23 protein-coding genes and 1 tRNA gene are annotated in these 24,037 nt (G+C 70.7%); 9 read left to right on the top strand and 15 right to left on the bottom strand.

The window, feature by feature from the left end; all coding sequences use genetic code 11:
- The first annotated feature begins 90 nt into the window (after positions 1 to 90).
- On the top strand, positions 91 to 774 hold the full coding sequence (locus IG05_RS0111155) for a helix-turn-helix transcriptional regulator (protein WP_030341547.1): 684 nt from the start codon (positions 91 to 93) through the stop codon (positions 772 to 774).
- A gap of 108 nt (positions 775 to 882) precedes the next feature.
- On the opposite strand, the gene IG05_RS0111150 is transcribed toward IG05_RS0111155, so the two are convergent.
- Both IG05_RS0111150 and IG05_RS0111145 read right to left on the bottom strand, forming a co-directional pair.
- A complete protein-coding gene (locus tag IG05_RS0111150; RefSeq protein ID WP_030341545.1) occupies positions 883 to 1,227 on the bottom strand; it encodes a hypothetical protein in 345 nt (114 codons plus the stop codon).
- 21 nt (positions 1,228 to 1,248) lie between these two features.
- Positions 1,249 to 2,940, bottom strand: a complete 1,692-nt coding sequence (locus tag IG05_RS0111145) for a sodium:solute symporter family protein (RefSeq protein ID WP_030341543.1) — start codon at positions 2,938 to 2,940, stop codon at positions 1,249 to 1,251.
- A 194-nt stretch (positions 2,941 to 3,134) separates the two neighbouring features.
- On the opposite strand from IG05_RS0111145, the gene galT reads away from it, so the two are divergent.
- Genes galT through galK form a run of 3 tightly spaced genes read left to right on the top strand, consistent with a single transcriptional unit; the run spans position 3,135 to position 6,318 of the window.
- Positions 3,135 to 4,196, top strand: a complete 1,062-nt coding sequence (galT, locus tag IG05_RS0111140; protein WP_030341542.1) for a galactose-1-phosphate uridylyltransferase — start codon at positions 3,135 to 3,137, stop codon at positions 4,194 to 4,196.
- Entirely contained in the window at positions 4,193 to 5,155 is a 963-nt protein-coding gene (gene galE / locus IG05_RS0111135; RefSeq protein ID WP_030341540.1) for a UDP-glucose 4-epimerase GalE, read from the top strand. Before galT ends, galE begins: the two co-directional genes overlap by 4 nt.
- Positions 5,155 to 6,318 (top strand): galactokinase, encoded by a 1,164-nt coding sequence (gene galK / locus IG05_RS0111130; protein WP_030341538.1) that lies wholly within the window; start codon positions 5,155 to 5,157, stop codon positions 6,316 to 6,318. The genes galE and galK overlap by 1 nt, the downstream gene beginning before the upstream one ends.
- Positions 6,319 to 6,405: 87 nt before the next feature.
- Here the strand turns inward: galK and IG05_RS0111125 are convergent, their stop codons facing one another.
- A complete protein-coding gene (locus IG05_RS0111125; RefSeq protein ID WP_037813545.1) occupies positions 6,406 to 6,846 on the bottom strand; it encodes a GNAT family N-acetyltransferase in 441 nt (146 codons plus the stop codon).
- 321 nt (positions 6,847 to 7,167) lie between these two features.
- Here IG05_RS0111125 and IG05_RS0111120 point away from each other — a divergent pair, with 321 nt between their 5' ends.
- Positions 7,168 to 7,935, top strand: coding sequence for a LuxR C-terminal-related transcriptional regulator (locus IG05_RS0111120; protein WP_030341535.1), 768 nt, complete (start codon positions 7,168 to 7,170; stop codon positions 7,933 to 7,935).
- On the opposite strand, the gene tamR is transcribed toward IG05_RS0111120, so the two are convergent.
- Positions 7,894 to 8,391: a MarR family transcriptional regulator TamR gene (tamR, locus tag IG05_RS0111115; protein WP_030341533.1), complete on the bottom strand. Its 498-nt coding sequence runs from the start codon at positions 8,389 to 8,391 to the stop codon at positions 7,894 to 7,896. The two genes, IG05_RS0111120 and tamR, sit on opposite strands and share 42 nt — an antisense overlap.
- A gap of 89 nt (positions 8,392 to 8,480) precedes the next feature.
- Here tamR and IG05_RS0111110 point away from each other — a divergent pair, with 89 nt between their 5' ends.
- Positions 8,481 to 9,293 (top strand): trans-aconitate 2-methyltransferase, encoded by an 813-nt coding sequence (locus IG05_RS0111110; RefSeq protein WP_030341531.1) that lies wholly within the window; start codon positions 8,481 to 8,483, stop codon positions 9,291 to 9,293.
- A 27-nt stretch (positions 9,294 to 9,320) separates the two neighbouring features.
- On the opposite strand, the gene IG05_RS0111105 is transcribed toward IG05_RS0111110, so the two are convergent.
- The gene (locus IG05_RS0111105; RefSeq protein ID WP_030341530.1) at positions 9,321 to 9,998 is read right to left on the bottom strand and encodes a TetR/AcrR family transcriptional regulator; all 678 of its coding nucleotides are present in this window, start codon (positions 9,996 to 9,998) and stop codon (positions 9,321 to 9,323) included.
- The gene (locus IG05_RS0111100; protein WP_030341528.1) at positions 9,995 to 11,002 is read right to left on the bottom strand and encodes an acyl-CoA desaturase; all 1,008 of its coding nucleotides are present in this window, start codon (positions 11,000 to 11,002) and stop codon (positions 9,995 to 9,997) included. The genes IG05_RS0111105 and IG05_RS0111100 overlap by 4 nt, the downstream gene beginning before the upstream one ends.
- A 305-nt stretch (positions 11,003 to 11,307) precedes the next feature.
- On the opposite strand from IG05_RS0111100, the gene ppc reads away from it, so the two are divergent.
- On the top strand, positions 11,308 to 14,040 hold the full coding sequence (gene ppc, locus IG05_RS0111095; protein WP_030341527.1) for a phosphoenolpyruvate carboxylase: 2,733 nt from the start codon (positions 11,308 to 11,310) through the stop codon (positions 14,038 to 14,040).
- 89 nt (positions 14,041 to 14,129) lie between these two features.
- Here ppc and IG05_RS0111090 read toward each other — a convergent pair whose 3' ends face one another.
- The 7 genes from IG05_RS0111090 to IG05_RS0111060 all read right to left on the bottom strand — a co-directional run bounded on the left by IG05_RS0111090 (position 14,130) and on the right by IG05_RS0111060 (position 19,862).
- Positions 14,130 to 14,636, bottom strand: coding sequence for a hypothetical protein (locus tag IG05_RS0111090; RefSeq protein ID WP_030341526.1), 507 nt, complete (start codon positions 14,634 to 14,636; stop codon positions 14,130 to 14,132).
- 79 nt (positions 14,637 to 14,715) lie between these two features.
- Positions 14,716 to 15,318, bottom strand: a complete 603-nt coding sequence (gene pth / locus IG05_RS0111085) for an aminoacyl-tRNA hydrolase (protein WP_030341525.1) — start codon at positions 15,316 to 15,318, stop codon at positions 14,716 to 14,718.
- A gap of 75 nt (positions 15,319 to 15,393) precedes the next feature.
- Positions 15,394 to 15,978: a 50S ribosomal protein L25/general stress protein Ctc gene (locus tag IG05_RS0111080; RefSeq protein ID WP_030341524.1), complete on the bottom strand. Its 585-nt coding sequence runs from the start codon at positions 15,976 to 15,978 to the stop codon at positions 15,394 to 15,396.
- A 219-nt stretch (positions 15,979 to 16,197) separates the two neighbouring features.
- Positions 16,198 to 17,178, bottom strand: a complete 981-nt coding sequence (locus IG05_RS0111075) for a ribose-phosphate diphosphokinase (RefSeq protein ID WP_030341523.1) — start codon at positions 17,176 to 17,178, stop codon at positions 16,198 to 16,200.
- A gap of 153 nt (positions 17,179 to 17,331) precedes the next feature.
- On the bottom strand, positions 17,332 to 18,780 hold the full coding sequence (gene glmU / locus IG05_RS0111070; protein ID WP_078894045.1) for a bifunctional UDP-N-acetylglucosamine diphosphorylase/glucosamine-1-phosphate N-acetyltransferase GlmU: 1,449 nt from the start codon (positions 18,778 to 18,780) through the stop codon (positions 17,332 to 17,334).
- Between the two features lie 131 nt (positions 18,781 to 18,911).
- Positions 18,912 to 18,987, bottom strand: a tRNA-Gln gene (locus IG05_RS0111065).
- 14 nt (positions 18,988 to 19,001) lie between these two features.
- Positions 19,002 to 19,862, bottom strand: coding sequence for a hypothetical protein (locus IG05_RS0111060; protein WP_030341521.1), 861 nt, complete (start codon positions 19,860 to 19,862; stop codon positions 19,002 to 19,004).
- A gap of 166 nt (positions 19,863 to 20,028) precedes the next feature.
- On the opposite strand from IG05_RS0111060, the gene IG05_RS0111055 reads away from it, so the two are divergent.
- Complete coding sequence (locus IG05_RS0111055; RefSeq protein ID WP_030341519.1) at positions 20,029 to 21,342, top strand: sensor histidine kinase; 1,314 nt, start codon at positions 20,029 to 20,031, stop codon at positions 21,340 to 21,342.
- A 328-nt stretch (positions 21,343 to 21,670) separates the two neighbouring features.
- On the opposite strand, the gene IG05_RS0111050 is transcribed toward IG05_RS0111055, so the two are convergent.
- Together IG05_RS0111050 and IG05_RS0111045 are read right to left on the bottom strand one after the other, a co-directional pair.
- Positions 21,671 to 22,165 (bottom strand): SUKH-3 domain-containing protein, encoded by a 495-nt coding sequence (locus tag IG05_RS0111050; RefSeq protein ID WP_030341517.1) that lies wholly within the window; start codon positions 22,163 to 22,165, stop codon positions 21,671 to 21,673.
- Positions 22,166 to 22,212: 47 nt separating this feature from the next.
- On the bottom strand, positions 22,213 to 22,728 hold the full coding sequence (locus tag IG05_RS0111045) for a YwqJ-related putative deaminase (protein ID WP_030341512.1): 516 nt from the start codon (positions 22,726 to 22,728) through the stop codon (positions 22,213 to 22,215).
- A gap of 264 nt (positions 22,729 to 22,992) precedes the next feature.
- On the opposite strand from IG05_RS0111045, the gene IG05_RS0111040 reads away from it, so the two are divergent.
- Positions 22,993 to 24,033: an SMI1/KNR4 family protein gene (locus IG05_RS0111040; RefSeq protein WP_030341511.1), complete on the top strand. Its 1,041-nt coding sequence runs from the start codon at positions 22,993 to 22,995 to the stop codon at positions 24,031 to 24,033.
- Positions 24,034 to 24,037: the final 4 nt, after the last annotated feature.

Genomic DNA, 24,037 nt, shown 5'->3' with positions numbered 1-24,037 from the left:
TCATGGAGAGGGGCAGCGCGACGTCGAACAAGCGTGTAGCTTCCGGGGGCATGTAGGGCGGGGGTGCCGGGGGGACTGGGGGGTTGGTGTATGGGAGTGCGGCTCATGGTCGTCGACGACCATCGGCTGCTCGCGGAGGCGCTGGCGTCGGCGCTCAAGCTGCGCGGGCACCGGGTCGTCGCGGCGGCGGCGCCGGCCGCGGGCGCGGCGGATCTGGTGATCGCGCGGGCGCCCGAGGTGTGTCTGCTGGGTACGGCGGCGCCGGCCGAGCCGGGGGTCTTCGACCCGGTGGTGAAGATCAAGCGGGAGCGTCCGCAGGTGGCGGTGCTGGTGCTCGGCCCGGTGCCGTCGCCGCGCGGGATCGCGGCGGCCTTCGCCGCGGGCGCGTCGGGGTACGTGCGGCACGACGAGCGGATCGAGGGGGTCGAGCGGGCCATCATGAAGGCCAGGGCCGGGGAGGCCGCCGTGGCTCCGCTGCTGCTCCAGGACGCGTTCGGCGAGCTGCTGAACCCGGTGGCGCAGCCCGACGACGAGGCGCAGCGGCTGCTGGAGATGCTGACACCGCGTGAGGTGGAGGTGCTGGTCCGGGTCGCCGACGGCGAGGACACCCGGCGGATCGCGGCGGGCATGGGCATCGCCCCGAGCACCGCACGCACCCATGTCCAGCGGGTCCTGATGAAGCTGGGCGTGGGCTCCCGGCTGGAGGCGGCGGCCCTGGCGGCGAGAACGGGCCTGCTGGACCGCGCCGGCCCCATGCACCCCGGCCCGCGGTAGCGCCCCGAAGGGGCGCGGGGAAATGTGCGCCCAGCCCCCGCGCACCCGCGGCCGGGCGGCGGCCCGCACCCCTGCGGCGCTACCGGCCCGGTGGTACCGGTGCCGGCGTCACTCGCCCGGCCCTTCCTCCGGCACACCCTCCGGAGGAAGCGGCGGGGGTGTGGGCCGCAGCTTCAGCCAAGCCAGGAAGAAGATGCCCAGCAGCAGCATGCCGATCCCGGTCCACAGGTTGATGTTGACGCCCTCGGCCTTGTCGATCGCGGCCTGGGAGTCGGTGATCCCGGTGATCGTGACGATGACGCCGTAGAGCACGAAGAGTCCGCCGATGATGCGGCGCAGGTCGAAGATGCGGGCCGCGGTCGCGGACTTGGTCTGGAGCTCGGAGACCTCCCGCTGGACGTCTTCCTCTGTGTAGTGCAGCGGACGGCGCGGCTGCTCAGGATGCTCGGTCATGGTTTCCTCGATCCTCCCGCGTCAGAACGAGAACGGGATGTAGCAGGCGGCGGCCAGCACGACCGCGCCCCAGCCCAGCAGGGCCGGCTTGCGGTACCAGGCGTCGTCGCCCTCGGCGGGCGGTTCGGACATGCCGGGGGAGCGGGTGCCGTAGACCAGGCCCTGCAGCTCTTCCGCCGGCTTCGGCTTGGTGAACAGGGAGACCGCGACCATCACGACCGCGCCGGCGACGAAGCCCGCGATCGCGGAGACGAAGTTGGCGCCCTGGTCGGTGGGGATCGAGATGATGCCCTTCTTGTAGAGCACGAAGTAGTTGACCATCGCGGTGACGGTGCCCGCGAGCAGGCCCCAGAAGCCGGACTTGGCCGACGCGCGCTTCCAGAACATGCCGACGATGAAGACGACGAACATCGGCACGTTGAAGAAGGAGAAGAGCGTCTGGAGGTAGCTCATGATGTTCGAGAACGAGGACGCCAGGAACGCCGTGCCGACGGAGGCGCAGACGCCGACCGCGGTGATCAGGCGGCCGAACCGCACGTAGTAGGCGTCCTCGCGGCCGCGCACCACGTACTTGGCCCAGATGTCGTTGGTGAACACGGTGTTGAACGACGACACGTTCGCCGCCATGCCCGCCATGAAGGCCGCCAGCAGACCGGTGACGGCGATGCCGAGCACACCGTTGGGCAGCAGCTCCTGCATCAGGAAGGGGATGGCGTCGTTGTACTGGTAGCCGGAGCCGGCGGTGCCGAACCTCGGGATCAGCGCGGCGGCGACCAGGCCCGGGATCATCACCAGGAAGACGATGAAGATCTTCGGGTAGGCGGCGATCAGCGGGGTCCGCTGGCCGGCGGAGAGGTTCTTCGCGGACAGGGCGCGCTGCACCTCGGCGAAGTTGGTGGTCCAGTAGCCGAAGGAGAGCACGAAGCCGAGGCCGAGGACGATGGTGAGCCAGTTGGCGCCGAGCGGGTTGACGTGCCCGATGCCGGTCCCGCCCCAGGCCGTGGTGAAGTCGGCGCCGTGGGTCGCGGTGAGCTTGTCGGTCAGCCCGCCCCAGCCGCCGACCTTCTTCAGGCCGAGGATCGTGATCGGGATGAGCGCGGCCAGGATCACGAAGAACTGGAGCACCTCGTTGTAGATCGCCGAGGACAGACCGCCCAGGGTGATGTACGCGAGCACGAACGCGCCGGCGACGACGATGGCGACCCACTGCGGCCAGCCGAGCAGGGCCTCGACGACGATCGCGAGGGCGTAGAGGTTGACGCCCGCGATCAGGATGGCGGCGAACGCGAACAGGATCGAACTGAGCAGGTGGGCGGCCCGGTCGAAGCGCAGCAGCAGGAACTCGGGGACCGAGCGGACCTTGCTGCCGTAGTAGAAGGGCATCATCACCAGGCCGAGGAAGACCATGGCGGGGATGGCGCCGATCCAGTACCAGTGGACGGTGTAGGCGCCGTACTGGGCGCTGTTGGCGGCCATGCCGAGGATCTCGGTGGCCGCGAGGTTCGCCGAGATGAAGGCGAGGCCGGTGATCCACGCGGGCAGCGAGCGTCCGGAGAGGAAGAAGTCGAGGCTGGTCTTCACGGAGCGCCGGGCGGCGAAGCCGATGCCGAGGACGACGACGAAGTAGATCGCCAGGATCGTGTAGTCCAGCCAGTTGGTGGGGAGTCGTAGCTCCGCCGCCAGATAGGTGGGGGCGTCTGTGGGGGTTTGCATGAGAACTCGCTTCGTTGCGCGAACTGATCCAGAGCGGAACCTACGCCGCCGTGTTCGTTATTTGAACACTTCAGCTGGTGTTCTTTGTTTGATTGTGATCGACCGAGCGGTTGTGGAGTTGTGGTCTGTTATGTTTGATTGTGTTGAGTGATTGGGTGCGGACACACCCTTCGGGGCTGAACAAGGAGTCCGGCGTGAAGAAGACCTCGACCCGGCTGGCCGACGGTCGTGAGCTGATCTACTACGACCTTCGGGACGACACGGTCCGCGACGCGGCCGACCGGCGCCCGCTGGACCGTACGGTCACCACGTCCGAGATCCGCCGCGACCCGCTGCTCGGCGACCGTGTCGCCGTCGCCTCGCACCGCCAGGGCCGCACCTACCACCCGCCGGCCGACGAATGCCCCCTGTGCCCGACGCGCGGCGACCGGCTGAGCGAGATCCCGGACTCCTCCTACGACGTCGTCGTCTTCGAGAACCGGTTCCCCTCCCTCGCCGGCGACTCCGGCCGCTGCGAGGTGGTCTGCTTCACCTCCGACCACGACGCCTCCTTCGCCGGCCTCGGCGAGGAGCAGGCGCGGCTGGTGCTGGACGCGTGGACCGACCGCACGTCGGAGCTGTCGCATCTGCCCTCCGTCGAGCAGGTGTTCTGTTTCGAGAACCGCGGTGCCGAGATCGGCGTGACCCTGGGCCACCCGCACGGACAGATCTACGCCTACCCCTTCACCACCCCGCGCACCGCGCTGATGCTCCGCTCGCTCGCCGCCCACAAGGAGGCCACCGGCGGGGAGAACCTGTTCGACGCCGTCCTGGAGCGGGAACTCGCCGGTGAGCGGGTCGTCCTTGAGGGTGAACACTGGGCGGCCTTCGTGCCGTACGCGGCGCACTGGCCGTACGAGGTCCACCTGTACCCCAAGCGCCGCGTGCCCGACCTGCTCGCGCTCGACGAGGCCGCGCGCACAGAATTCCCCCAGGTCTATCTGGAACTCTTGAGGCGCTTCGACCGTATCTTCGGCGAGGGTGAGCCTCCGACGCCGTACATCGCGGCCTGGCACCAGGCCCCGTTCGGCGCGCTGGAGGAGTTCGACGGGGTGACGCGCGACGACTTCGCGCTCCACCTTGAGCTTTTCACCATCCGCCGTACTTCCGGCAAGCTGAAGTTTCTCGCGGGTTCCGAGTCCGGCATGAACGTGTTCATCAACGACGTGCCGCCGGAGCGCGCGGCCGAGCGACTGCGAGAGGTAGCGAGTTCATGAAGTACCTGGTGACGGGTGGCGCGGGATACGTCGGCAGTGTCGTGGCCCAGCATCTGCTGGAGGCCGGCCACGAGGTCACGGTCCTCGACAACCTCTCCACCGGCTTCCGCGCGGGCGTCCCGGCCGGCGCGGCCTTCGTCGAGGGCGACATCCGCGACGCCGCCAAGTGGCTCGACGCCTCTTTCGACGGCGTGCTGCACTTCGCCGCGTTCTCGCAGGTCGGCGAGTCGGTGGTGAAGCCGGAGAAGTACTGGGAGAACAACGTCGGCGGCAGCATGGCGCTGCTCGCCGCGATGCGCGAGGCCGGCGTGGGCACGCTGGTGTTCTCCTCCACCGCGGCCACCTACGGCGAGCCGGAGCAGACCCCGATCCGGGAGACCGCGCCGACCCGGCCCACCAGCCCCTACGGCGCCACCAAGCTCGCCGTCGACCACATGATCACCAGCGAGGCGGCCGCCCACGGACTGGCCGCGGTGTCCCTGCGCTACTTCAACGTGGCCGGCGCGTACGGCGCGTTCGGCGAGCGGCACGACCCCGAGTCGCACCTGATCCCGCTGGTCCTCCAGGTCGCCCAGGGCCGCCGCGAGGCGATCTCGGTCTACGGTGACGACTACCCGACCCCCGACGGCACCTGCGTCCGCGACTACATCCACGTCGCCGACCTGGCCGACGCCCACCTGCTGGCCCTGACGGCCGCGCGGCCGGGCGAGCACCTGATCTGCAACCTGGGCAACGGCAACGGCTTCTCCGTCCGCGAGGTCATCGAGACCGTCCGCGAGGTCACCGGCCACCCGATCCCCGAGGTGGCCGCCCCGCGCCGGGGCGGCGACCCGGCCGTCCTGGTCGCCGCCGCGGACACCGCCCGCGAGAAACTGGGCTGGAACCCGACCCGCGCGGATCTCGCGGGCATCGTCGCGGACGCGTGGGAGTTCGCGCAGAGCATCACGAGGGAGCACTAGTGGGGGCACAACAGGTCGCCGGACGCTTCGCCGAGCTGTACGGGGCGCAGCCGGAGGGCGTGTGGGCGGCGCCCGGCCGGGTCAACCTGATCGGCGAGCACACCGACTACAACGACGGCTTCGTCATGCCGTTCGCGCTGCCGCACCAGGCGCTCGCGGCGGTCTCCCGCCGCACCGACGGGCTCCTGCGGCTGACTTCCGCGGACATCGACGGCGGGGCCGCGCGGATCACCGAGCTGCGGCTGGACGCCCTCGCCCCGGAGAGCGACCGGGAGTGGACGGCGTACCCGGCGGGGGTGGTCTGGGCCCTGCGCGAGGCGGGCCATCCGGTCACCGGCGCCGACATCCACCTCGCCTCCACGGTGCCGACGGGCGCCGGCCTGTCCTCGTCCGCGGCACTGGAGGTCGTGGTCGCCCTGGCGCTCAACGACCTGTACGACCTCGGCCTGCAGCGCTGGAAGCTGGCCCGCCTGTGCCAGCGCGCCGAGAACGTCTACGTGGGCGCCCCGACCGGCATCATGGACCAGACCGCGTCGGCCTGCTGCGAGCCGGGGCACGCGCTGTTCCTCGACACCCGCGACCTGTCCCAGCAGCAGATCCCCTTCGACCTCGCGGCCGAGGGCCTGCGCCTGCTGGTCGTGGACACCCAGGTCAAGCACGCCCACAGCGGCGGCGAGTACGGCAAGCGCCGGGCCGGCTGCGAGAAGGGCGCGGCCCTGCTCGGCGTCGACGCCCTGCGGGACATCCCGTACGACGGCCTGGACGCGGCCCTGGCCCGCCTCGGCGACGAGGAGGAGGTCGTCCGCCTGGTCCGCCACGTGGTCACGGAGGACGAACGCGTCGAACGCACCGTCGCCCTCCTGCGGGCCGGCGACACCCGGGCGATCGGCCCGGTCCTCACCGAGGGCCACGCCTCCCTCCGCGACGACTTCCGCATCTCCTGCCCGGAGCTGGACCTGGTCGTCGACACCGCCCTCGCGCACGGCGCCCTGGGCGCCCGCATGACCGGCGGCGGCTTCGGCGGGTCGGCCATCGTCCTGGCCGAGGCCACCGAGGTCGACACCCTCACCAAAGCCGTCGAGGAGGCCTTCGCGGCGGCGGCCTGCAAGGCACCGCGGGTCTTCGAGGCGGTACCGGCGGCGGGCGCACGCCGACTGAGCTGACCCCCGCCCCCCCACCACCCCGACCGGCCCCGCGCACGACGCCCGTGCGCGGGGCCGGTCGCGTCGCCCGCGCGGGACGAGCCCCCGTCAGTCCAGCCGCTTGGTCAGGATGTACTCCGTGACACCGGGTGGGTAGTCCGGGATCGTGCCGACGACCTCGTAGCCCCGTTTCCGGTAGAAGGCCGGGGCCTGGAAGTCCCAGGTCTCCAGGCGGGAGGCGGTGCAGCCGCGGGTGGTGGCGAGGTGTTCGGCCTCGGCGAGGAGACGGGTGCCGAGGCCCGTGCCGCGGTGGCGGGGGTCGGTCCACAGGTAGGTGACGTGCAGCCAGGTCGTCCAGGTGTGGCCGACCAGACCGCCCGCCAGGCCGCCGGCGGGGTCCAGCGCCCAGACGTGGAGCGGCACTTCGCGTTCGCCGGGCGTGCCGCGCAGCGCGGCGAGGACCGGGGACGCCGCCGTGTTGGTGTCCCGCAGCAGCGAGCGGAGCAGATCCCGTCGCGCTTTGTCGACTTCCGCCTCAATACGAAACATGTGGCACACCATAAACGCGTCGGACGGCCAGTTCTGCAAATCCGCTTCCGCTCCGTGCTCCCGTCCGTACTCTGAGGAACAGCACCGGTGGGGGCCGGTGCCGCTCAGGGGGCGAGACAGGCGGGTACGACACCCGCGGTGGGGGTAGCAGTGTCCGCAACGGCGGCGGCCGTGCGGCGCGCGTTCCTGTCCGCGGGTGCCGTACCCGCGTCGTCGTCGTCCTCCCATCCGTCTCCGGGCGTTTTTCCGGGCCTGCCTGTTCCGGAGCTTTCCGGACCTTGGTATCCCCTGCTCCACGCGGAGCCTGGGGGAGGGGGTTTCGTGGTTCGTATCCGAGTCCTGGTCGTGGACGACCACCGCATCTTCGCCGAGTCGCTCGCCGCGGCCCTGGCGGCCGAGCCCGACGTCGACGTCTTCGCCGCAGGCAGCGGCCCGGCCGCACTGCGCTGCCTGGAACGCGCCGCCACGGAGGGCCGCCGTTACGACGTGCTCCTGGTCGACGCCGACCTGGGCGGCAACCTGCCCGGCGTCCGCCCGGCCGTACCCGTGCAGGAAGGGGACGAGGAGGGGCTGGTCGACGGGATCTCCCTGGTCACCGGGGTACGCGCCGCCCAGCCCGCCGTACGGATCGTCGTCCTCGCCGAGAAGGACGACCCGCGCCGCGCCGCCCTCGCGCTGCAGGCCGGGGCCTGCGGCTGGGTCGCCAAGGACTGCTCGCTGTCCCGGCTGCTGACGGTGATCCGGGGGGTGCTGCGCGACGAGACCCACCTGCCGCCCGCGCTGCTCACCGGCGTGCTCAAGGAGCTGACGGCGGCGCGCAGGCACCGCACCGAGAGCGAGCGGCTGGTGGAGTCCCTCACCCCGAGGGAGCGGGAGGTGCTGCGCTGCATGGTCGCCGGGCTCGGCCGCAAGGCCGTGGCGGAGCGGCTGTTCCTGTCCCCGCACACCGTCCGCACCCACATGCAGAACGTCCTCGGCAAGCTCGGCGTCCACTCCACGCTGGCCGCCGTCGCGCTGGCCCGGCGGGCCGGGGTGGGCCCGGTGGACCTAGCCGGGGATGTTGTCGAACGGGGCGGTCAGCTGGCGTAGCAGGCCGGCCAGTTCGCCGCGCTGGGCGCGCGACAGCTCGCCGAGGATGGCCCGCTCCTGCTCCAGCAGGCCGGCCAGCGCCTGGTCCGCGCGGTCCCTGCCCTCGTCGGTCAGCCGGACCAGCACACCGCGCCGGTCGCTCGGGTCGGGCAGCCGCTCCACCAGCCCCTTCTTGGCCAGCCGGTCGATGCGGTTGGTCATCGTGCCCGAGGTGACCAGGGTCTGCGTCAGCAGCTGGCCGGGGGAGAGCTGGTACGGCGTGCCCGCGCGCCGCAGCGCGGTCAGCACGTCGAACTCCCAGGGCTCCAGCTGGTGCTCGGAGAAGGCGAGCCGGCGGGCGCGGTCGAGGTGCCGGGCGAGTCGGCTCACCCGGCTGAGCACTTCCAGCGGCTCCACGTCGAGGTCCGGACGCTCCCGGCGCCACGCTGCGACCAGCCGATCGACCTCGTCCTCCATGGAGATCAGTGTAGTGGTTGTGTCGACATGAAGTCTCTTGATGTCGAGTCTCTTGACGTCGAGAGAAGTGTCGGTGGAGAGTGAGGGGCATGACGACGCCCGCCTGGGATCCCGCCCAGTACCTCCGCCACGCCGGCCACCGGGGCCGCCCCTTCGCCGACCTCCTCGCCCGCGTCCCCGCACTGCCCGGCGACCGGCCCCGCATCGCCGACCTCGGCTGCGGCCCCGGCAACGTCACCGCCCTGCTCGCGGAGCGCTGGCCCACCGCCCGCATCACCGGCTACGACAACTCGCCCGAGATGCTCGACAAGGCCCACGTCGACCACGAGGGACCGACGGCCGGCGGCGGTCACCTCGACTTCGCCCCCGCCGACGTCCGCACATGGACGCCCGCCGAGCCGCACGACCTGATCGTCTCCAACGCCACCCTGCAATGGGTGCCGGGCCACGCCGACCGCTTCCCCGACTGGATCGCCGGCCTGCGCCCCGGCGGCACCCTCGCCTTCCAGGTACCGGACAACATCGACGCCCCGCTGCACACCCTCATGCGCGATCTCGCCGGCACACCCCGGTGGCGCGACCGCCTCGCCGGGGTCCTGCGCGGCACCGATTCGGTGCCCGCCCCCGGCACCTACCTGGACCGCCTCACCCGGCTGGGCTGCACGGCCGACGTGTGGCAGACGACGTACCTCCACGTCCTGACCGGCCCGGACCCGGTGCTCGACTGGGTCAAGGGCACCGGCCTGCGGCCCGCCCTGACCGCCCTCGCCGACGACCCCGGCGCCCGCGACGCCTTCCTCGCCGAGTACCGCGAACTGCTCCGCGCGGCCTACCCGAGCGCCCCCTACGGCACGGTCCTGCCGTTCCGCCGGCTGTTCGTCGTCGCACGGAAACCGGCGTAGCGGCGGGGGCAGGAGCAGGCGGCCGCGTCAGGCCTTGCGGTGCCCTATCAGCCGCGGCTTCGGCTCCAGCCCGTCCAGGCCGTGCCACGCCAGGTTCACCAGGTGGGCCGCCACCTCCGCCTTCTTCGGACGGCGCACGTCCAGCCACCACTGGCCGGTCAGGGCGACCATGCCGACCAGGGCCTGGGCGTAGAGCGGGGCCAGCTTGGGGTCGAAGCCGCGGCTCTTGAACTCGCGGCCCAGGATGTCCTCCACCTGCGTGGCGATGTCCGAGATCAGCGAGGCGAAGGACCCCGTGGACTGCGGGATGGGGGAGTCGCGGACCAGGATCCGGAAGCCGTCCGTGTACTCCTCGATGTAGTCCAGCAGCGCGAACGCCGCCTGTTCGCACAGCTCGCGGGGATGGCCGGCGGTCAGCGAACCGGTCACCATGTCCAGCAGGCGCCGCATCTCGCGGTCCACCACCACCGCGTACAGCCCCTCCTTGCCGCCGAAGTGCTCGTACACCACCGGCTTGGACACCCCGGCCTTCGCCGCGATCTCCTCCACCGAAGTGCCCTCGAAGCCCTTCGCCGCGAACAGGGTGCGACCGATCTCCAGCAACTGCTGGCGGCGCTCGGCACCGGTCATACGGGTCCGGCGGGTCCGCCGCTGCTTGTCGTTGCCTGTATTGCTGCTCGGATCGGTCGCCACGGCGTCAATCATGCCGCCTCGGCAGGCTCCTTCCGGCGCCGGGAACCGCCTTCCGCGGTGTTACGGCGCGAATCGATACGCGAGCGTGACGGCCAGCGCACGTCGTACGCCCAGCCCAGCAGCTCGAACCAGCGGATGAACCGGGCCGAGGAGTCGATCTGCCCGCGCATCACACCGTGCCGCGCCGAGGTCGGGTCGGCATGGTGCAGGTTGTGCCAGGACTCCCCGCAGGACAGCACCGCCAGCCACCACACGTTGCCCGAGCGGTCCCGCGACTTGAACGGCCGCTTGCCCACCGCGTGACAGATCGAGTTGATCGACCACGTCACGTGGTGCAGCAACGCCACCCGGACGAGTGAACCCCAGAAGAACGCGGTGAACGCGCCCCACCAGGACATCGTCACCAGACCGCCGATCAGCGGCGGCAGCCCCAGCGACAGGGCCGTCCACAGGACGAACTGGCGGGAGATCGCCCGGATCGCCTTGTCCTTGACCAGGTCCGGCGCGTACTTCTCCTGCGGGGTCTGCTCCTCGTCGAACATCCAGCCGATGTGGGCCCACCACAGGCCCTTCATCAGTGCCGGAAGCGTCTCCCCGAACCGCCAGGGGGAGTGCGGATCGCCCTCGGCGTCGGAGAACCTGTGGTGCTTGCGGTGATCGGCCACCCAGCGCACCAACGGGCCCTCGACCGCCATCGAGCCCATGATCGCCAGCGCGATCCGGAGCGGCCGCCTGGCCTTGAACGAACCGTGCGTGAAATACCGGTGGAAACCGATGGTGATGCCGTGGCACCCGAGGAAGTAGAAGAAGACCAGCAGGCCCAGATCGAGCCAGCTCACCCCCCAGCCCCAGGCCAGCGGCACGGCCGCCACGAGTGCCACGAAGGGCACGACGATGAACAGGAGCAAGGTGATCTGTTCGATCGAACGCTTCTGCTCGCCGCCCAGCGTGGCGGAATGAGGGGGTGTGTCGGTGGCCGTACGGGCTTCTTCGATCACATCGGAACTTGAGGTCATGCGCGTCCCCTGTGGGGTCGAGGGTCGAGACAGATGCCGTACCGCCGGGACCGGACAGGACTCGGCGGTACTTCCCTACGGCTCCGTAACCTACGGCGTCGTAAGTATGGCAGCGAGATGTGCGGCGGCAAGAGCCCCAGACCTTGCGCGTCCACATGGCCACCTATCCTTGGACTCGGTCGGACAGCGCGGTCCGCTGAAGTTTCCTTCCCGGACGCACCGGCCCGTATGCGGCGCCCCCGCCGCCTGGCAGCCGGCCGGGTTCCCCTCCCAGACGAGCTTCAACACTGCAAGGAGCCGCACCTGTGAGCAGTGCCGACGACCAGACCACCACGACCAGCAGCGAGCTGCGCGCCGACATCCGCCGGCTGGGCGATCTCCTGGGGGAGACCCTCGTCCGGCAAGAAGGGCCCGAACTCCTCGACCTGGTCGAGAAGGTCCGCCGCCTCACCCGCGAGGACGGCGAGGCCGCTGCCGAGCTGCTGCGAGGCACCGAACTGGAGACCGCGGCCAAGCTGGTCCGCGCCTTCTCCACCTACTTCCACCTTGCCAACATCACCGAACAGGTGCACCGCGGACGCGAGCTGCGCGCCCGGCGCGCGGCCGAGGGCGGCCTGCTCTCCCGCACCGCCGACCGGCTCAAGGACGCCGACCCCGAGCACCTGCGGCAGACCGTCCGCAACCTCAACGTCCGCCCGGTCTTCACCGCACACCCCACCGAGGCCGCCCGCCGGTCCGTCCTCAACAAGCTCCGGCGCATCGCCGCACTCCTGGACACCCCCGTCCTGGAATCCGACCGCCGCCGCCACGACGTCCGCCTCGCCGAGAACATCGACCTCGTCTGGCAGACCGACGAGCTGCGCGTCGTACGCCCCGAACCCGCCGACGAAGCCCGCAACGCCATCTACTACCTGGACGAACTGCACGCCGAAGCGGTCGGTGACGTCCTGGAGGACCTCACGGCGGAACTGGAGCGCGTCGGCGTCCAGCTGCCCGACGAGACCCGCCCGCTGACCTTCGGCACCTGGATCGGCGGCGACCGCGACGGCAACCCCAACGTCACCCCCCAGGTGACCTGGGACGTCCTCATCCTCCAGCACGAGCACGGCATCAACGACGCCCTGGAGACGATCGACGAGCTGCGCGGACTGCTCTCCAACTCCATCCGCTACGCCGGAGCCACCGAGGAACTGCTCGACTCCCTCAAGGCCGACCTGGAGCTGCTCCCCGAGATCAGCCCCCGCTACAAGCGCCTCAACGCCGAGGAGCCCTACCGGCTCAAGGCCACCTGCATCCGGCAGAAGCTGGAGAACACCAAGCAGCGCCTCGCCAAGGGCACCCCCCACGAGGCCGGCCGCGACTACCTCGGCACCGCCGAACTGCTCGCGGACCTCAAGATCATCCAGACCTCCCTGCGCGAGCACCGCGGCGGCCTATTCGCCGACGGCCGCCTCACCCGCACCATCCGCACCCTGGCCGCCTTCGGCCTCCAGCTCGCCACCATGGACGTCCGCGAACACGCCGACGCCCACCACCACGCCCTCGGCCAGCTCTTCGACCGCCTCGGCGAGGAGTCCTGGCGCTACGCCGACATGCCCCGCGAGTACCGGGCCAAGCTCCTCGCCAAGGAACTGCGCTCCAGAAGGCCGCTCGCCCCCACCCCGGCCCCCGTCGACGCCGCCGCGCAGAAGACCCTCGGCGTCTTCCAGACCGTCAAGAAGGCCCTGGAGGTCTTCGGCCCCGAGGTCATCGAGTCCTACATCATCTCCATGTGCCAGGGCGCCGACGACGTCTTCGCCGCCGCCGTCCTCGCCCGCGAGGCCGGCCTCCTCGACCTGCACGCCGGCTGGGCGAAGATCGGCATCGTCCCCCTCCTGGAGACCACGGACGAACTCAAGGCAGCCGACACCATCCTGGAGGACATGCTCTCCGACCCGTCCTACCGGCGCCTGGTCGCGCTGCGCGGCGACGTCCAGGAGGTCATGCTCGGCTACTCCGACTCCTCCAAGTTCGGCGGCATCACCACCAGCCAGTGGGAGATCCACCGCGCCCAGCGCCGGCTGCGCGACGTCGCCCACCGCTACGGCGTCCGGCTGCGCCTCTTCCACGGCCGCGGCGGCACCGTCGGCCGCGGCGGCGGCCCCTCCCACGACGCCATCCTCGCCCAGCCCTGGGGCACCCTGGAGGGCGAGATCAAGGTCACCGAGCAGGGCGAGGTCATCTCCGACAAGTACCTGATCCCCTCCCTCGCCCGGGAGAACCTTGAGCTGACGGTCGCCGCCACCCTCCAGGCGTCCGCCCTGCACACCGCACCCCGCCAGTCCGACGAGGCCCTCGCCCGCTGGGACGCGGCCATGGACGTCGTCTCCGACGCCGCCCACGCCGCCTACCGCCGCCTGGTCGAGGACCCCGACCTGCCGACGTACTTCCTCGCCTCCACGCCCGTCGACCAGCTCGCCGAGCTGCACCTGGGCTCGCGGCCCTCCCGCCGCCCCGGCTCGGGCGTCTCGCTCGACGGTCTGCGCGCCATCCCGTGGGTGTTCGGCTGGACCCAGTCCCGGCAGATCGTGCCCGGCTGGTTCGGCGTCGGTTCCGGCCTCAAGGCGCTGCGGGAAACCGGCCTGGACACCGTGCTCGGCGAGATGCACGAACAGTGGCACTTCTTCCGCAACTTCATCTCCAACGTCGAGATGACCCTCGCCAAGACCGACCTGCGCATCGCCCAGCACTACGTCGACACCCTCGTCCCCGACGAGCTCAAGCACGTCTTCGACACCATCAGGGCCGAACACGAGCTGACCGTCCGCGAGGTCCTGCGCGTCACCGGCGAGAACGAACTCCTCGACGCCCAGCCCGTCCTGAAGCAGACCTTCGCCATCCGCGACGCCTACCTGGACCCGATCTCCTACCTCCAGGTCGCCCTGCTCAAGCGGCAGCGCGACGCCGCGGCGGCCGGCGTCAGCCCCGACCCGCTGCTCTCCCGCGCCCTGCTCCTCACCGTCAACGGCGTGGCGGCCGGCCTGCGCAACACCGGCTGACCCGCGCCACACCGGCCGATCCGCCGCAACGAACGGTGCCCCCGGAGTCGTACGACCCCGGGGGCACCGCCCTTCCTCACGTCTCCACGTCACTGCAACGCCACGAACACCGCCGTCAGCAGTCCCGCACCGGCCAGCCCCAGCACCCACGCCGGCCGCACCAGCCGCATCCCGCCCGCGACCACCACCGCGGCCAGCAGCAGCGCCCCGCCCAGCGGCACCCAGGCGTACAGGACCCCCGCCGGGCCGGACCGCACCGCCTCCCCGCTGCCGGGCTTGAGGACCACGTCGTACGTCGCCCCCGCACGCACCGCGACCGACTGCTCGATCTCCACCCGCGCCCGGGCACCCGCCCCCGCCGACGCCGGCGTGAACGGACCGGTGCACACATCCTGCGCGCACCCCGTCACCCGGACCGTGCCCCGCTCGCGCCCCTTGGTCAGCATCACGTGCTGCGCGGTCCCCCAGGAACCCCACACACCGGCGAACAGGATCAGCGCGGCGAGCGCACCCATCGTCGCGACCCGCCCGAGCCGCAACGCGGACACGGACGCCTGACGAGCGGTACGGGCGGTGGCAGGCATGGCCGGGATCATTGGCCATACCCCTACGGCCGGTCAACTCCGCCGAGCGACCTGGGCGGACAAGTCAGCAGTTGTACGACACCCCGCACCCTCAGGAGTTGTACGTGCTCTGCGCCCGCTCCAGCCCCTCCGTCACCAGGGCCTCCACCGCGTCCGCCGCCCGGTCCACGAACCAGTCCAGCTCCTTGCGCTCCGCCGACGAGAAGTCCTTCAGCACGAAGTCCGCCACCTGCATCCGGCCCGGCGGCCGGCCGATCCCGCACCGCACCCGGTGGTAGTCCGGCCCCATCGCCTTCGTCATCGACTTCAGACCGTTGTGCCCGTTGTCACCGCCGCCCAGCTTCAGCCGCAGCGTGCCGTAGTCGATGTCCAGCTCGTCATGGACCGCCACGATGTTGCCCACCGGCACCTTGTAGAAGTCCCTCAGCGCGTTCACCGGACCACCGGACAGGTTCATGTACGACATCGGCTTCGCCAGGACCACCCGGCGGCTCCCCGGCCCCGCCGGACCGATCCGCCCCTCCAGCACCTGCGCCTGCGCCTTCCCCGCCCGCTTGAACTTCCCCCCGATCCGCTCCGCGAGCAGGTCGGCCACCATGAAGCCGACATTGTGCCGGTTCTTGGCGTACTCCGGCCCGGGATTGCCGAGCCCGACGATCAGCCAGGGATCACTGGCGGGGGTGGTCACGTCCATGTCTCCTTGATACGCGCCAGCCGCCGCCCCCCGCGAGGGAAGCAGCGGCTGATCAGCTGATGACGACGGCGAGGATCAGGCCTCGGCGGCCTCTTCGCCCTCGCCCTCGGTCTCCTCGGCCTGGGCGGACAGGACCTGCAGGACGACCGTGTCCTCCTCGACGGCCAGCGTGGTGCCGGAGGGGAGGGGGATGTCCTTGGCGAGGATGGAGGCACCGGCCTCCAGGCCCTCGACGGAGACGGTGACCGACTCGGGGATGTGCGTGGCCTCGGTCTCCACCGGCAGCGCGTTCAGAACGTGCTCCAGCAGGTTGCCGCCCGGCGCCAGCTCGCCCTCGGTGTGGACGAAGATCTCGACCGTGACCTTCTCGCCCCGCTTGACCAGCTGGAGGTCGACGTGCTCCAGGAAGCCCTTCAGCGGGTCGCGCTGCACGGCCTTCGGAATCGCCAGCTCGTTGGTCTTGCCGTCGATGTCCAGGGAGATCAGGACGTTCGGCGTACGCAGCGCCAGCAGCAGCTCGTGGCCCGGCAGGGTCAGGTGCAGCGGGTCGGAGCCGTGGCCGTACAGAACGGCCGGCACCTTGCTGTCACGACGGATACGGCGCGCGGCACCCTTGCCGAACTCGGTGCGCGTCTCGGCGCTGAGCTTCACCTCGGACATGTGGATCACTCCTCGTAGATCTTGGAACGGACGTGGTCACCCGGCCACGAACGGCCTGCTACGAAGAGCGCGTCGATAACGGACCGCCGTACACGAGTACGGCCTCCCTCGCCGAGCAACTGCAGCAGTCTACTCGGAGGGGGAGGCCGTACCCAAAACGATCAACTCAAGGGTGGAGCAGGGGGTGCAGCACCGGGTGCAGCACGAGGTGCAGAAACCTCACTGCTCGTCGAAGAGGCTGGTCACCGAACCATCCTCGAACACCTCACGCACCGCACTCGCGATCGTCGGAGCGATCGACAGCACCGTGATCTTGTCCAGATCCCGGCCCAGCTCCGCCGGCGTCGGCAGCGTGTTCGTGAACACGAACTCACTCACCCGCGAGTTCTTCAGCCGGTCGGCCGCCGGACCCGACAGCACACCGTGCGTCGCCGTCACGATGACGTCCTCCGCACCGTGCGCGAACAGCGCGTCCGCCGCCGCACAGATCGTGCCACCCGTGTCGATCATGTCGTCGACCAGCACACACACCCGGCCCTTGACCTCGCCCACGACCTCGTGGACCGTCACCTGGTTCGCCACGTCCTTGTCACGCCGCTTGTGCACGATCGCCAGCGGCGCACCGAGCCGGTCGCACCACCGGTCCGCCACCCGCACCCGGCCCGCGTCCGGCGACACCACCGTCAGCTTCTCCCGGTCCACCTTCTTGCCCACGTAGTCCGCCAGCAGCGGCAGCGCGAACAGGTGGTCCACCGGACCGTCGAAGAAACCCTGGATCTGATCCGTGTGCAGATCCACCGTCAGGATGCGGTCCGCACCCGCCGTCTTCATCAGATCCGCGATCAGACGCGCCGAAATCGGTTCACGACCCCGGTGCTTCTTGTCCTGCCGCGCGTAACCGTAGAACGGCACGATCACCGTGATGGAACGAGCCGACGCACGCTTCAGCGCGTCGATCATGATCAGCTGCTCCATGATCCACTTGTTGATCGGAGCCGTGTGGCTCTGGATCAGGAAGCAGTCCGCACCACGCGCCGACTCCTGGTAGCGGACGTAGATCTCACCGTTGGCGAAGTCGAAGGCCTTCGTCGGGACGACCCCGACACCCAACTGCTGGGCGACCTCCTCGGCAAGCTCGGGGTGGGCGCGGCCGGAGAAGAACATCATCTTCTTCTCGCCGGTCGTCTTGAACCCGGTCACAGCACAGTCTCCTCAGAGGTTGTCTCAGCCAGCCGGCTGCTCGGCGACCTCTCGGCTGGGCGTGAGAGGCCGAATCAGCTGGTAAGGGTGCGGGTGCACACGTGCGGATGTGCACTTATCACGGTACGCCGTGTTTGGCGCACCCGTTTCCGGTCAGCCCTCGCTCTCACCCTGCCGGGACGCCGCCTCGGCCGCCTTCGCCGCCGCACTCCCCGGACGCTTCCGAGCCACCCAACCCTCGATATTCCGCTGCTGACCACGGGCCACGGCCAGCGAACCGGGCGGCACATCCTTCGTGATCACCGACCCGGCAGCGGTGTAGGCACCGTCCCCGACCGTGACAGGAGCCACAAACATGTTGTCCGAACCGGTCCGGCAATGCGACCCGATCGTCGTGTGGTGCTTGTCCTGGCCGTCATAGTTCACGAACACACTCGCCGCGCCGATGTTCGAGTACTCACCGATCGTCGCGTCCCCGACATACGACAGGTGCGGCACCTTCGTACCCTCCCCGATGGAGGAGTTCTTCGTCTCGACGTACGTACCGATCTTCCCCTTGGCACCGAGACGCGTCCCGGGCCGCAGATACGCGTACGGTCCCACGCTCGCCCGCTCACCCACCACAGCTCCGTCGGCCACCGTGTTGTCCACCCGCGCCCCCGGACCCACCTTCGTGTCCTTCAGCCGGCAGTTCGGCCCCACCTCGGCACCCTCACCCAGATGCGTCGACCCCGTCAGCTGCGTCCCCGGATGCACCACCGCGTCCCGCTCGAACGTCACCGACACATCGACCCAGGTCGTCGCCGGATCCACGACCGTCACCCCGTCGAGCATCGCCCGCGTCAGCAACCGGTCGTTGAGCGTGCGCCGCGCCTCCGCCAGCTGCACCCGGTTGTTGATCCCCGCGATCTCCCGGTGATCACCGGCCACCGAGGCCCCCACCCGGTGCCCCGCCTCCCGCAGGATCCCCAGCACGTCCGTGAGGTACTCCTCACCCTGGCTGTTGTCCGTCCGCACCTTCTTCAGCGCGTCCGCCAGCAGCTGCCCGTCGAACGCGAACACACCGCTGTTGATCTCCCGGATCGCCCGCTGCGGCTCGGTCGCGTCCTTGTGCTCCACGATCGCGGTGACGGCACCCGTCGCCTCGTCCCGCACGATCCGGCCGTAACCGGTCGCGTCCGGCACCTCCGCGGTGAGCACGGTCACGGCGTTGCCGTCCGCGCCGTGCGTCTCGGCGAGCCGCCTGAGCGTGTCGCCGGTGAGCAGCGGGGTGTCCCCGCACACCACCACGACGGTCCCCTCGACCGCCCCGCCCAGCTCCTCCAGACCCATCCGCACGGCGTGCCCGGTCCCGTTCTGCTCCGCCTGCACGGCGGTCCTGGTGGCCGGGTCGATCTCGGCGAGGTGGGCACCGACCTGCTCACGGGCGTGGCCGACCACGACGACCAGGTGCTGCGGGTCCAACTCACGGGCGGCGGCCAGCACATGGCCGACCAGGGAACGGCCGCAGATCTGGTGCAGGACCTTCGGTGTGGCCGACTTCATACGGGTGCCCTCACCCGCTGCGAGAACGACGACGGCGGCCGGGCGGATGGCGCTCACGGGGTTGCCCTTCGGCTTTGGAAAGGTGGGGGTGACAGCCGCAGGATACCGGGGCGCTTCGTGACGGACATGAGTGCGGGCCCTGACGGTGGTGTTACCGGTCAGGACCCGAACGTAGGTCTTGGGAGCTGTGGCTCCCCCGCAAGGATTCGAACCTTGTCCTGCTAGATCCAAAATCTAGTGTGCTGCCAGTTACACCACGGGGGACAGCGCTTCAGACCTTACCCGAGACGTGCCTGGGCCTGGGCCACGATCCCGGTCCACCAGCCTTCGATGCGGTTGTACAGGTGGGCACTTCTGGCTACGCAGATGACAAGGCAACCGTGGTAGTCGTCGCCGATGTTCTTGCGGACGGTCCTGGGGTTGTGCCGCTTCAGCGTCGGCTTGGCGAAGACGGCTGGGTCGACGCCGGCGATGTCCGCCCAGTGGCGGTGAGCCACCGCGACGTCGGCTGACTCGTGGATGAGCACTCGGAAGCTCAGGCGCTCCCGGTCCACACCGAGCAGGTCCAGCCACGCCAGGTAGGTACGGATCACTCCCGGATCGCTGTTGACGAAAATGGCACGTTCGCGACGGTCGTACGGTTTGCTCTTCGATCCCTCCGCCCAGTAGAGCGCGATGCCTGTCATGAAGAGTTCGCGATCTGTGAGTTCGCCGATCTCTCCAAGAGCGGCTGCTTTGGTCGCTTCGTGCTTCTCCCTCTCGGCGGCGCGGCGCTTCGCGAGGCCCGCCTGCATGAGGGCTCGCTGCTCCTCGGGCGTGTACCTGGGTGTGGGCCTCGGCAGATCTCGTACCCACAGGGACACGGAACTGCGTGAGCACCCCAGTTCCGCCTCGATCCGGTCGTACGTCCAGCCCTGGAGCCGTAGCTCTCGTGCCCGTGCCCGGAGGTCGTCCCTGGCCCTGGGGCGCTTCGTCCACTCCGGTGGTGGTTCGCCCTTCAGCAGCCGGTTGAGGATGTCGTTGTTGTAGATCTTCAGCTCGTCCCGGATCTGCCGGAGGCTGTGGCCGGCGCGGCGGAGGGCGATCGCCCGCTCGCGGAGGGCCTCGAAGTCGGTGTACTTGTCCGATGAATGTGCCATACGCATACCGTCCGGACGGAATGTTGAATTCCGGCGCGGAACGGAGGAGGTTCACCAGTTCGAGGGATAGCGGGCGGTTTCGAGGGCGTTCGGTTACGCGGTGTCGCGTGTGGAGGTAGGGGAAAGTCACCGGAAATGCCCCACCCGTCGCCCGTAGGCTGGAGGCATGACCACGACGGGGGAAGACCACGAGAGGGCGTTGACCGGCCCTTGGTGGTGGGTGAGGCGGCGCAGTGCGGTGCTCGACGGGAGTCTCGCGCTGGTGTCGGCGGTGGAGTGCGCGGCGGAGGGGATCCCGTTCGCCCGGGAGGCGGGAATCCCGGTGTCGGTCGGGATCGTGTTCGGTCTGGTCGCCGGTTCCGTGCTGCTGGTGCGCCGGAAGTGGCCGGTCGCCGTGGTGCTGGTGGCGCTCGCGATCACGCCGGCCGAGATGGGTTTCCTGATGGGTGTCGTCGGGCTGTACACGCTGGCCGCGTGTGAGCTGCCGCGGCGGGTCATCGGGGTGTTGTCGGGGATGTCGCTGCTGGGTACGGCGGTGGTGACGTTCGTGCGGGTGCGCCAGGACATGGCGCGCGGTGATCTGACGCTGGGTGACTGGTTCGTGCCGTTCGCGGCGGTGACGACGGCGTTGGGGCTGACGGCTCCGCCGGTGCTGCTGGGGCTGTACGTGGGGGCGCGGCGGCGGTTGATGGAGAGCTTGCGGGAGCGGGCGGACAGTCTGGAGCGGGAGCTTCAGCTGCTCGCTGAGCGGGCGGAGGAGCGGGCGGAGTGGGCGCGTAACGAGGAGCGGACGCGGATCGCGCGGGAGATGCACGACGTGGTGGCGCACCGGGTGAGTCTGATGGTGGTGCACGCGGCGGCGTTGCAGGCGGTGGCGCGGAAGGATCCGGAGAAGGCGGTGCGGAACGCGGCTCTGGTGGGGGACATGGGGCGGCAGGCGCTGACCGAGTTGCGGGAGATGCTCGGGGTGTTGCGGGCGGGGGACGGCGTGGGCCGGGGGGCTGCGTCGGGGCCGTTGGCGGCGGCCGGGGAGGCGGCTGTGGCGGCGGCTTCGCGGGTGGCGGAGGCGGAGGGGGCGGCGGAGGGTCCCTGTCTGTCGGAGCTGGACGAGTTGATCGGGCAGTCGGTGGCCGCGGGGATGGCGGTGGACGTGTCGGTCGAGGGGGAGGTGCGGTCGTATGCGGCGGAGGTGGAGCAGACGGCGTACCGGGTGGTGCAGGAGGCGTTGACGAACGTGCACAAGCATGCGGCGGGGGCGAAGACGCGGGTGCGGTTGGCGCACCGGGTGTCGGAGATCGCGATGCAGGTGGAGAACGGGCCGCCGCCGGAGCCGGCGTCGGCGTCCGCGGCCGGGTTGCCTTCGGGTGGGAACGGTCTGGTGGGGATGCGGGAGCGGGTTCTGGCGCTGGGTGGTGTGTTCGTGTCGGGTCCGACGGAGGCCGGGGGGTTTCGGGTGTCGGCGGTGATTCCGGCGGCGTAGGGGGTGACCTCGGCGGGGCCGGGGGGTGCGGGGGCGGGTCGCCGGGGTGTGGTGGCCGTGGTGGAGGGGGCGGCCGTGGTGTGTGCGGGCTGCTCGGTGTGTGTGGTGCGGTGGCGGGTGGCGGGTGCCGCCTGGTTCTTCCGGTGGGCCTAGCGGCGTGGTGCCGAGGCGCCGGTGGGTCCGTGTCCGGGGGGGTGCGGAGCTGGGTCTGTACGCGGTGGCGTTCGCCCGGGCGCCTTTGTGGGGGGCCGCGAAGTGGCCTGACTCCGGGTTCTCCGGTCCGGGGTACGACGATCCTCCGGGATTGGGCGGCTTGTAGGGGCGGGTGTCAGCCGGCGGTGAGGCGTACGGGCGGGATGCCGGTGATCAGGGCGGCCAGGGCGTGGTCGATGTCGGGGCCGAGGTACCAGTCGCCGGTGTGGTCGATGGTGTAGATGCGGCCTTCGGCGTCGATGGCGAGGAGGGCGGCGGTGTCGGTCTCCTCGCCGAGGGGGCACAGTTCGGTGCCGAGGGCGCGGCCGAGGTCGCCGAGGGTGCGGGCGAGGTGGAGGCCGTGCAGGGGGTCGAGGTGCAGGGTGGCGGGGGCGATCTGGCGGCCGGGGCCGGTGGGGGTGATGGTGAGTCCGCCGAATTCGGCCCAGGCTTCGACGGCGGCGGGGAACACGGTGTGCCGGTGTCCGGCGGGTGAGGTGTGTTCGCGCAGGGTGTCGGCCCAGATCTCGGCCTGCTTTATGTCCCAGCGTCCGGGTTGCCAGCCGGCGGCGCGCAGGGCGGCGTCGACGGGTACGGGGAAGCGCGTGGTGGAGGTGCGGTCGGGGTGCATCTGCCCTTCGTTCGTCGAGCTCGGCGGGTGGTTCGGGGGTTGTGGGGTCAGGCGTCGGGTGTGGCGGGGTCGACGATGCGGACGCCGAAGTGGGCGCTGAGGGCGGTGCAGGCGCGGCAGGGGGCGGCGAAGCCGCCGTGGAGGGGGTCGCCGTCCTCGCGTATGCGGCGGGCGGTGAGTTTGGCGTGTTTGAGGGCTTTGCGGGCTTCGCCGTTGGTCATGGGTCTGCGGGCGGCGCGTTTGCTGCGGGCGGCGTCGGCGGCGGCGAGGTGCCGGGAGATGAGGATGGTCTCGGCGCAGCGGCCGGTGAAGCGGTCGCGTTGGGCGCTGGTGAGGCTGTCGAGGAAGTCCTGGACGAGGGGGTGCAGGGCGGGGGGCTGGTCGCCGCGGGCGGCGGTGCCGGTGAGGGTGGCGCCGCGGACGGAGAGGGCGGCGGCGACGGTGGGCAGGATGCCGTCGCGGCGGTGGCGGAGGGCGGGTGTGGGGGGTGTGTCGGTGCCGCTCCAGCCGATGCGGGGGTCGCCGGCCCGCACGTCGGTACCTCCGGTCTGCAAGGCGTTCATGATCGTTCTTCCCTCCCCGGGCGTGCCCCCGAAGGACACAGGGTGCCAAATGCCGTGGCTGGTGCGGAAGCTGGGGCGGGATGAGACGCCTGTGTGGGGGCGTGGCGTGACGGCGGGGTGACGGCTGGTCACGGGGGTGGTGGTGGGGCGGCAGGTGGGGATGTGGCGGGCCGGTGACCGGGGTTCGTGTACCGCATAGGCTGTCGCCATCCGCGATCGACACCGCCGTTCAGGCCAGAGACAACGCCGCAGGGGGCAACCGCCATGACGACAGGTCGGCTCGGGCTGGGGGAACCGCCCAGCGGCCATGCCGGGGGAGGAGCCGCGCCGCCGAACGCGGCCTACGCCGGGCAGGTCGTGCACTTCCCGGATCCGGTCCGGGCGGCGCGTCACCCCAGAGGGGTACGGGTCGACGAGCGCGGGTTTCCGGATTTCTCGCCGTACGCGCGTGTGGCGGTGGAGATCGCGGAGCCGCCGGAGGGTTTCGGGGTCGACGAGTTGCGGCTGACGGACTATGTGTCGGCGAACGCGGCGCTGGCGGCGACGGGGCACGAGTGGTGGGACACGGTGCCGAGGGTGGCGACGCCGCACGGCTGGACGTGGCATCACGTGGCGGGTACGCGGCGGCTGGAGCTGATTCCGGTCGAGGTGAAGGCGTTGCTGCGGCATCACGGCGGGGTGGCGACGGCGCCGGTGGACCACGGCAAGCGGGGGACGCGGCCGTTGCAGGAGTCGCGGCCGGCGCACTTCGGGCTGCCGAAGTCGGGTGTGGCGGTGACGGAGGCGCAGGTGCAGGGGGTCGAGGAGGACCTCGGTTACCGGCTGCCGGGTGCGTACCGTTCGTTCCTGAAGGCGGCGGGTGGCTGTGCGCCGGTGGGTACGGCGCTGGACGCCGGGTTGGGGCTGCTGCTGGACCAGCCGTTCTTCACGGTGCGGGACGAGGCCGCGGTCAATGACCTGGTGTACGTGAACAAGTGCCTGCGGGATCACCTGACGAAGGATTACCTCGGGGTGTCGTTCGTGCAGGGCGGGCTGCTCGCGGTGAAGGTGCGGGGCGAGCGGGCCGGTTCGGTGTGGTTCTGCGCGTACGACGATGTGCGGGACGTGGATCCGTCGTGGTCGCCGGCGGAGCGGGTGGAGCGTCTGCTGCTGCCGTGCGGGGACGACTTCGACGTGTTCCTGTCCCGGCTGGCCGGCAGTCCGCCGGAGTTGGAGACGGTGGCCCATCTGATGGTGGACGGCGGTTTCGCCCGTGTCGTCCCGGTGTCTTCCGGCTCGGCGTCTTCCGGCCCGGTGGGGGAGTGAGCTG

It is taken from the genome of Streptomyces sp. NRRL S-1022 (assembly GCF_000720135.1).
Lineage (GTDB): Bacteria > Actinomycetota > Actinomycetes > Streptomycetales > Streptomycetaceae > Streptomyces.
This window is presented reverse-complemented; position numbering and strand designations above follow the sequence as displayed.

Bases quoted from the DNA above. Each gene is read 5' to 3' on its own strand.
- IG05_RS0111155 (WP_030341547.1), top strand. From the start codon at position 91: ATGGGAGTGCGGCTCATGGTCGTCGACGACCATCGGCTGCTCGCGGAG.
- IG05_RS0111050 (WP_030341517.1), bottom strand. From the start codon at position 22,165: ATGCACCCCGACCGCACCTCCACCACGCGCTTCCCCGTACCCGTCGAC.
- pth (WP_030341525.1), bottom strand. From the start codon at position 15,318: ATGGACGTGACCACCCCCGCCAGTGATCCCTGGCTGATCGTCGGGCTC.
- IG05_RS0111125 (WP_037813545.1), bottom strand. From the start codon at position 6,846: ATGTTTCGTATTGAGGCGGAAGTCGACAAAGCGCGACGGGATCTGCTC.
- IG05_RS0111105 (WP_030341530.1), bottom strand. From the start codon at position 9,998: ATGATTGACGCCGTGGCGACCGATCCGAGCAGCAATACAGGCAACGAC.
- IG05_RS0111080 (WP_030341524.1), bottom strand. From the start codon at position 15,978: ATGTCCGAGGTGAAGCTCAGCGCCGAGACGCGCACCGAGTTCGGCAAG.
- IG05_RS0111045 (WP_030341512.1), bottom strand. From the start codon at position 22,728: ATGAACGCCTTGCAGACCGGAGGTACCGACGTGCGGGCCGGCGACCCC.
- IG05_RS0111090 (WP_030341526.1), bottom strand. From the start codon at position 14,636: ATGATCCCGGCCATGCCTGCCACCGCCCGTACCGCTCGTCAGGCGTCC.
- IG05_RS0111055 (WP_030341519.1), top strand. From the start codon at position 20,029: ATGACCACGACGGGGGAAGACCACGAGAGGGCGTTGACCGGCCCTTGG.
- IG05_RS0111145 (WP_030341543.1), bottom strand. From the start codon at position 2,940: ATGCAAACCCCCACAGACGCCCCCACCTATCTGGCGGCGGAGCTACGA.
- IG05_RS0111040 (WP_030341511.1), top strand. From the start codon at position 22,993: ATGACGACAGGTCGGCTCGGGCTGGGGGAACCGCCCAGCGGCCATGCC.
- IG05_RS0111110 (WP_030341531.1), top strand. From the start codon at position 8,481: ATGACGACGCCCGCCTGGGATCCCGCCCAGTACCTCCGCCACGCCGGC.
- IG05_RS0111060 (WP_030341521.1), bottom strand. From the start codon at position 19,862: ATGGCACATTCATCGGACAAGTACACCGACTTCGAGGCCCTCCGCGAG.
- tamR (WP_030341533.1), bottom strand. From the start codon at position 8,391: ATGGAGGACGAGGTCGATCGGCTGGTCGCAGCGTGGCGCCGGGAGCGT.
- IG05_RS0111150 (WP_030341545.1), bottom strand. From the start codon at position 1,227: ATGACCGAGCATCCTGAGCAGCCGCGCCGTCCGCTGCACTACACAGAG.
- IG05_RS0111100 (WP_030341528.1), bottom strand. From the start codon at position 11,002: ATGACCTCAAGTTCCGATGTGATCGAAGAAGCCCGTACGGCCACCGAC.
- galE (WP_030341540.1), top strand. From the start codon at position 4,193: ATGAAGTACCTGGTGACGGGTGGCGCGGGATACGTCGGCAGTGTCGTG.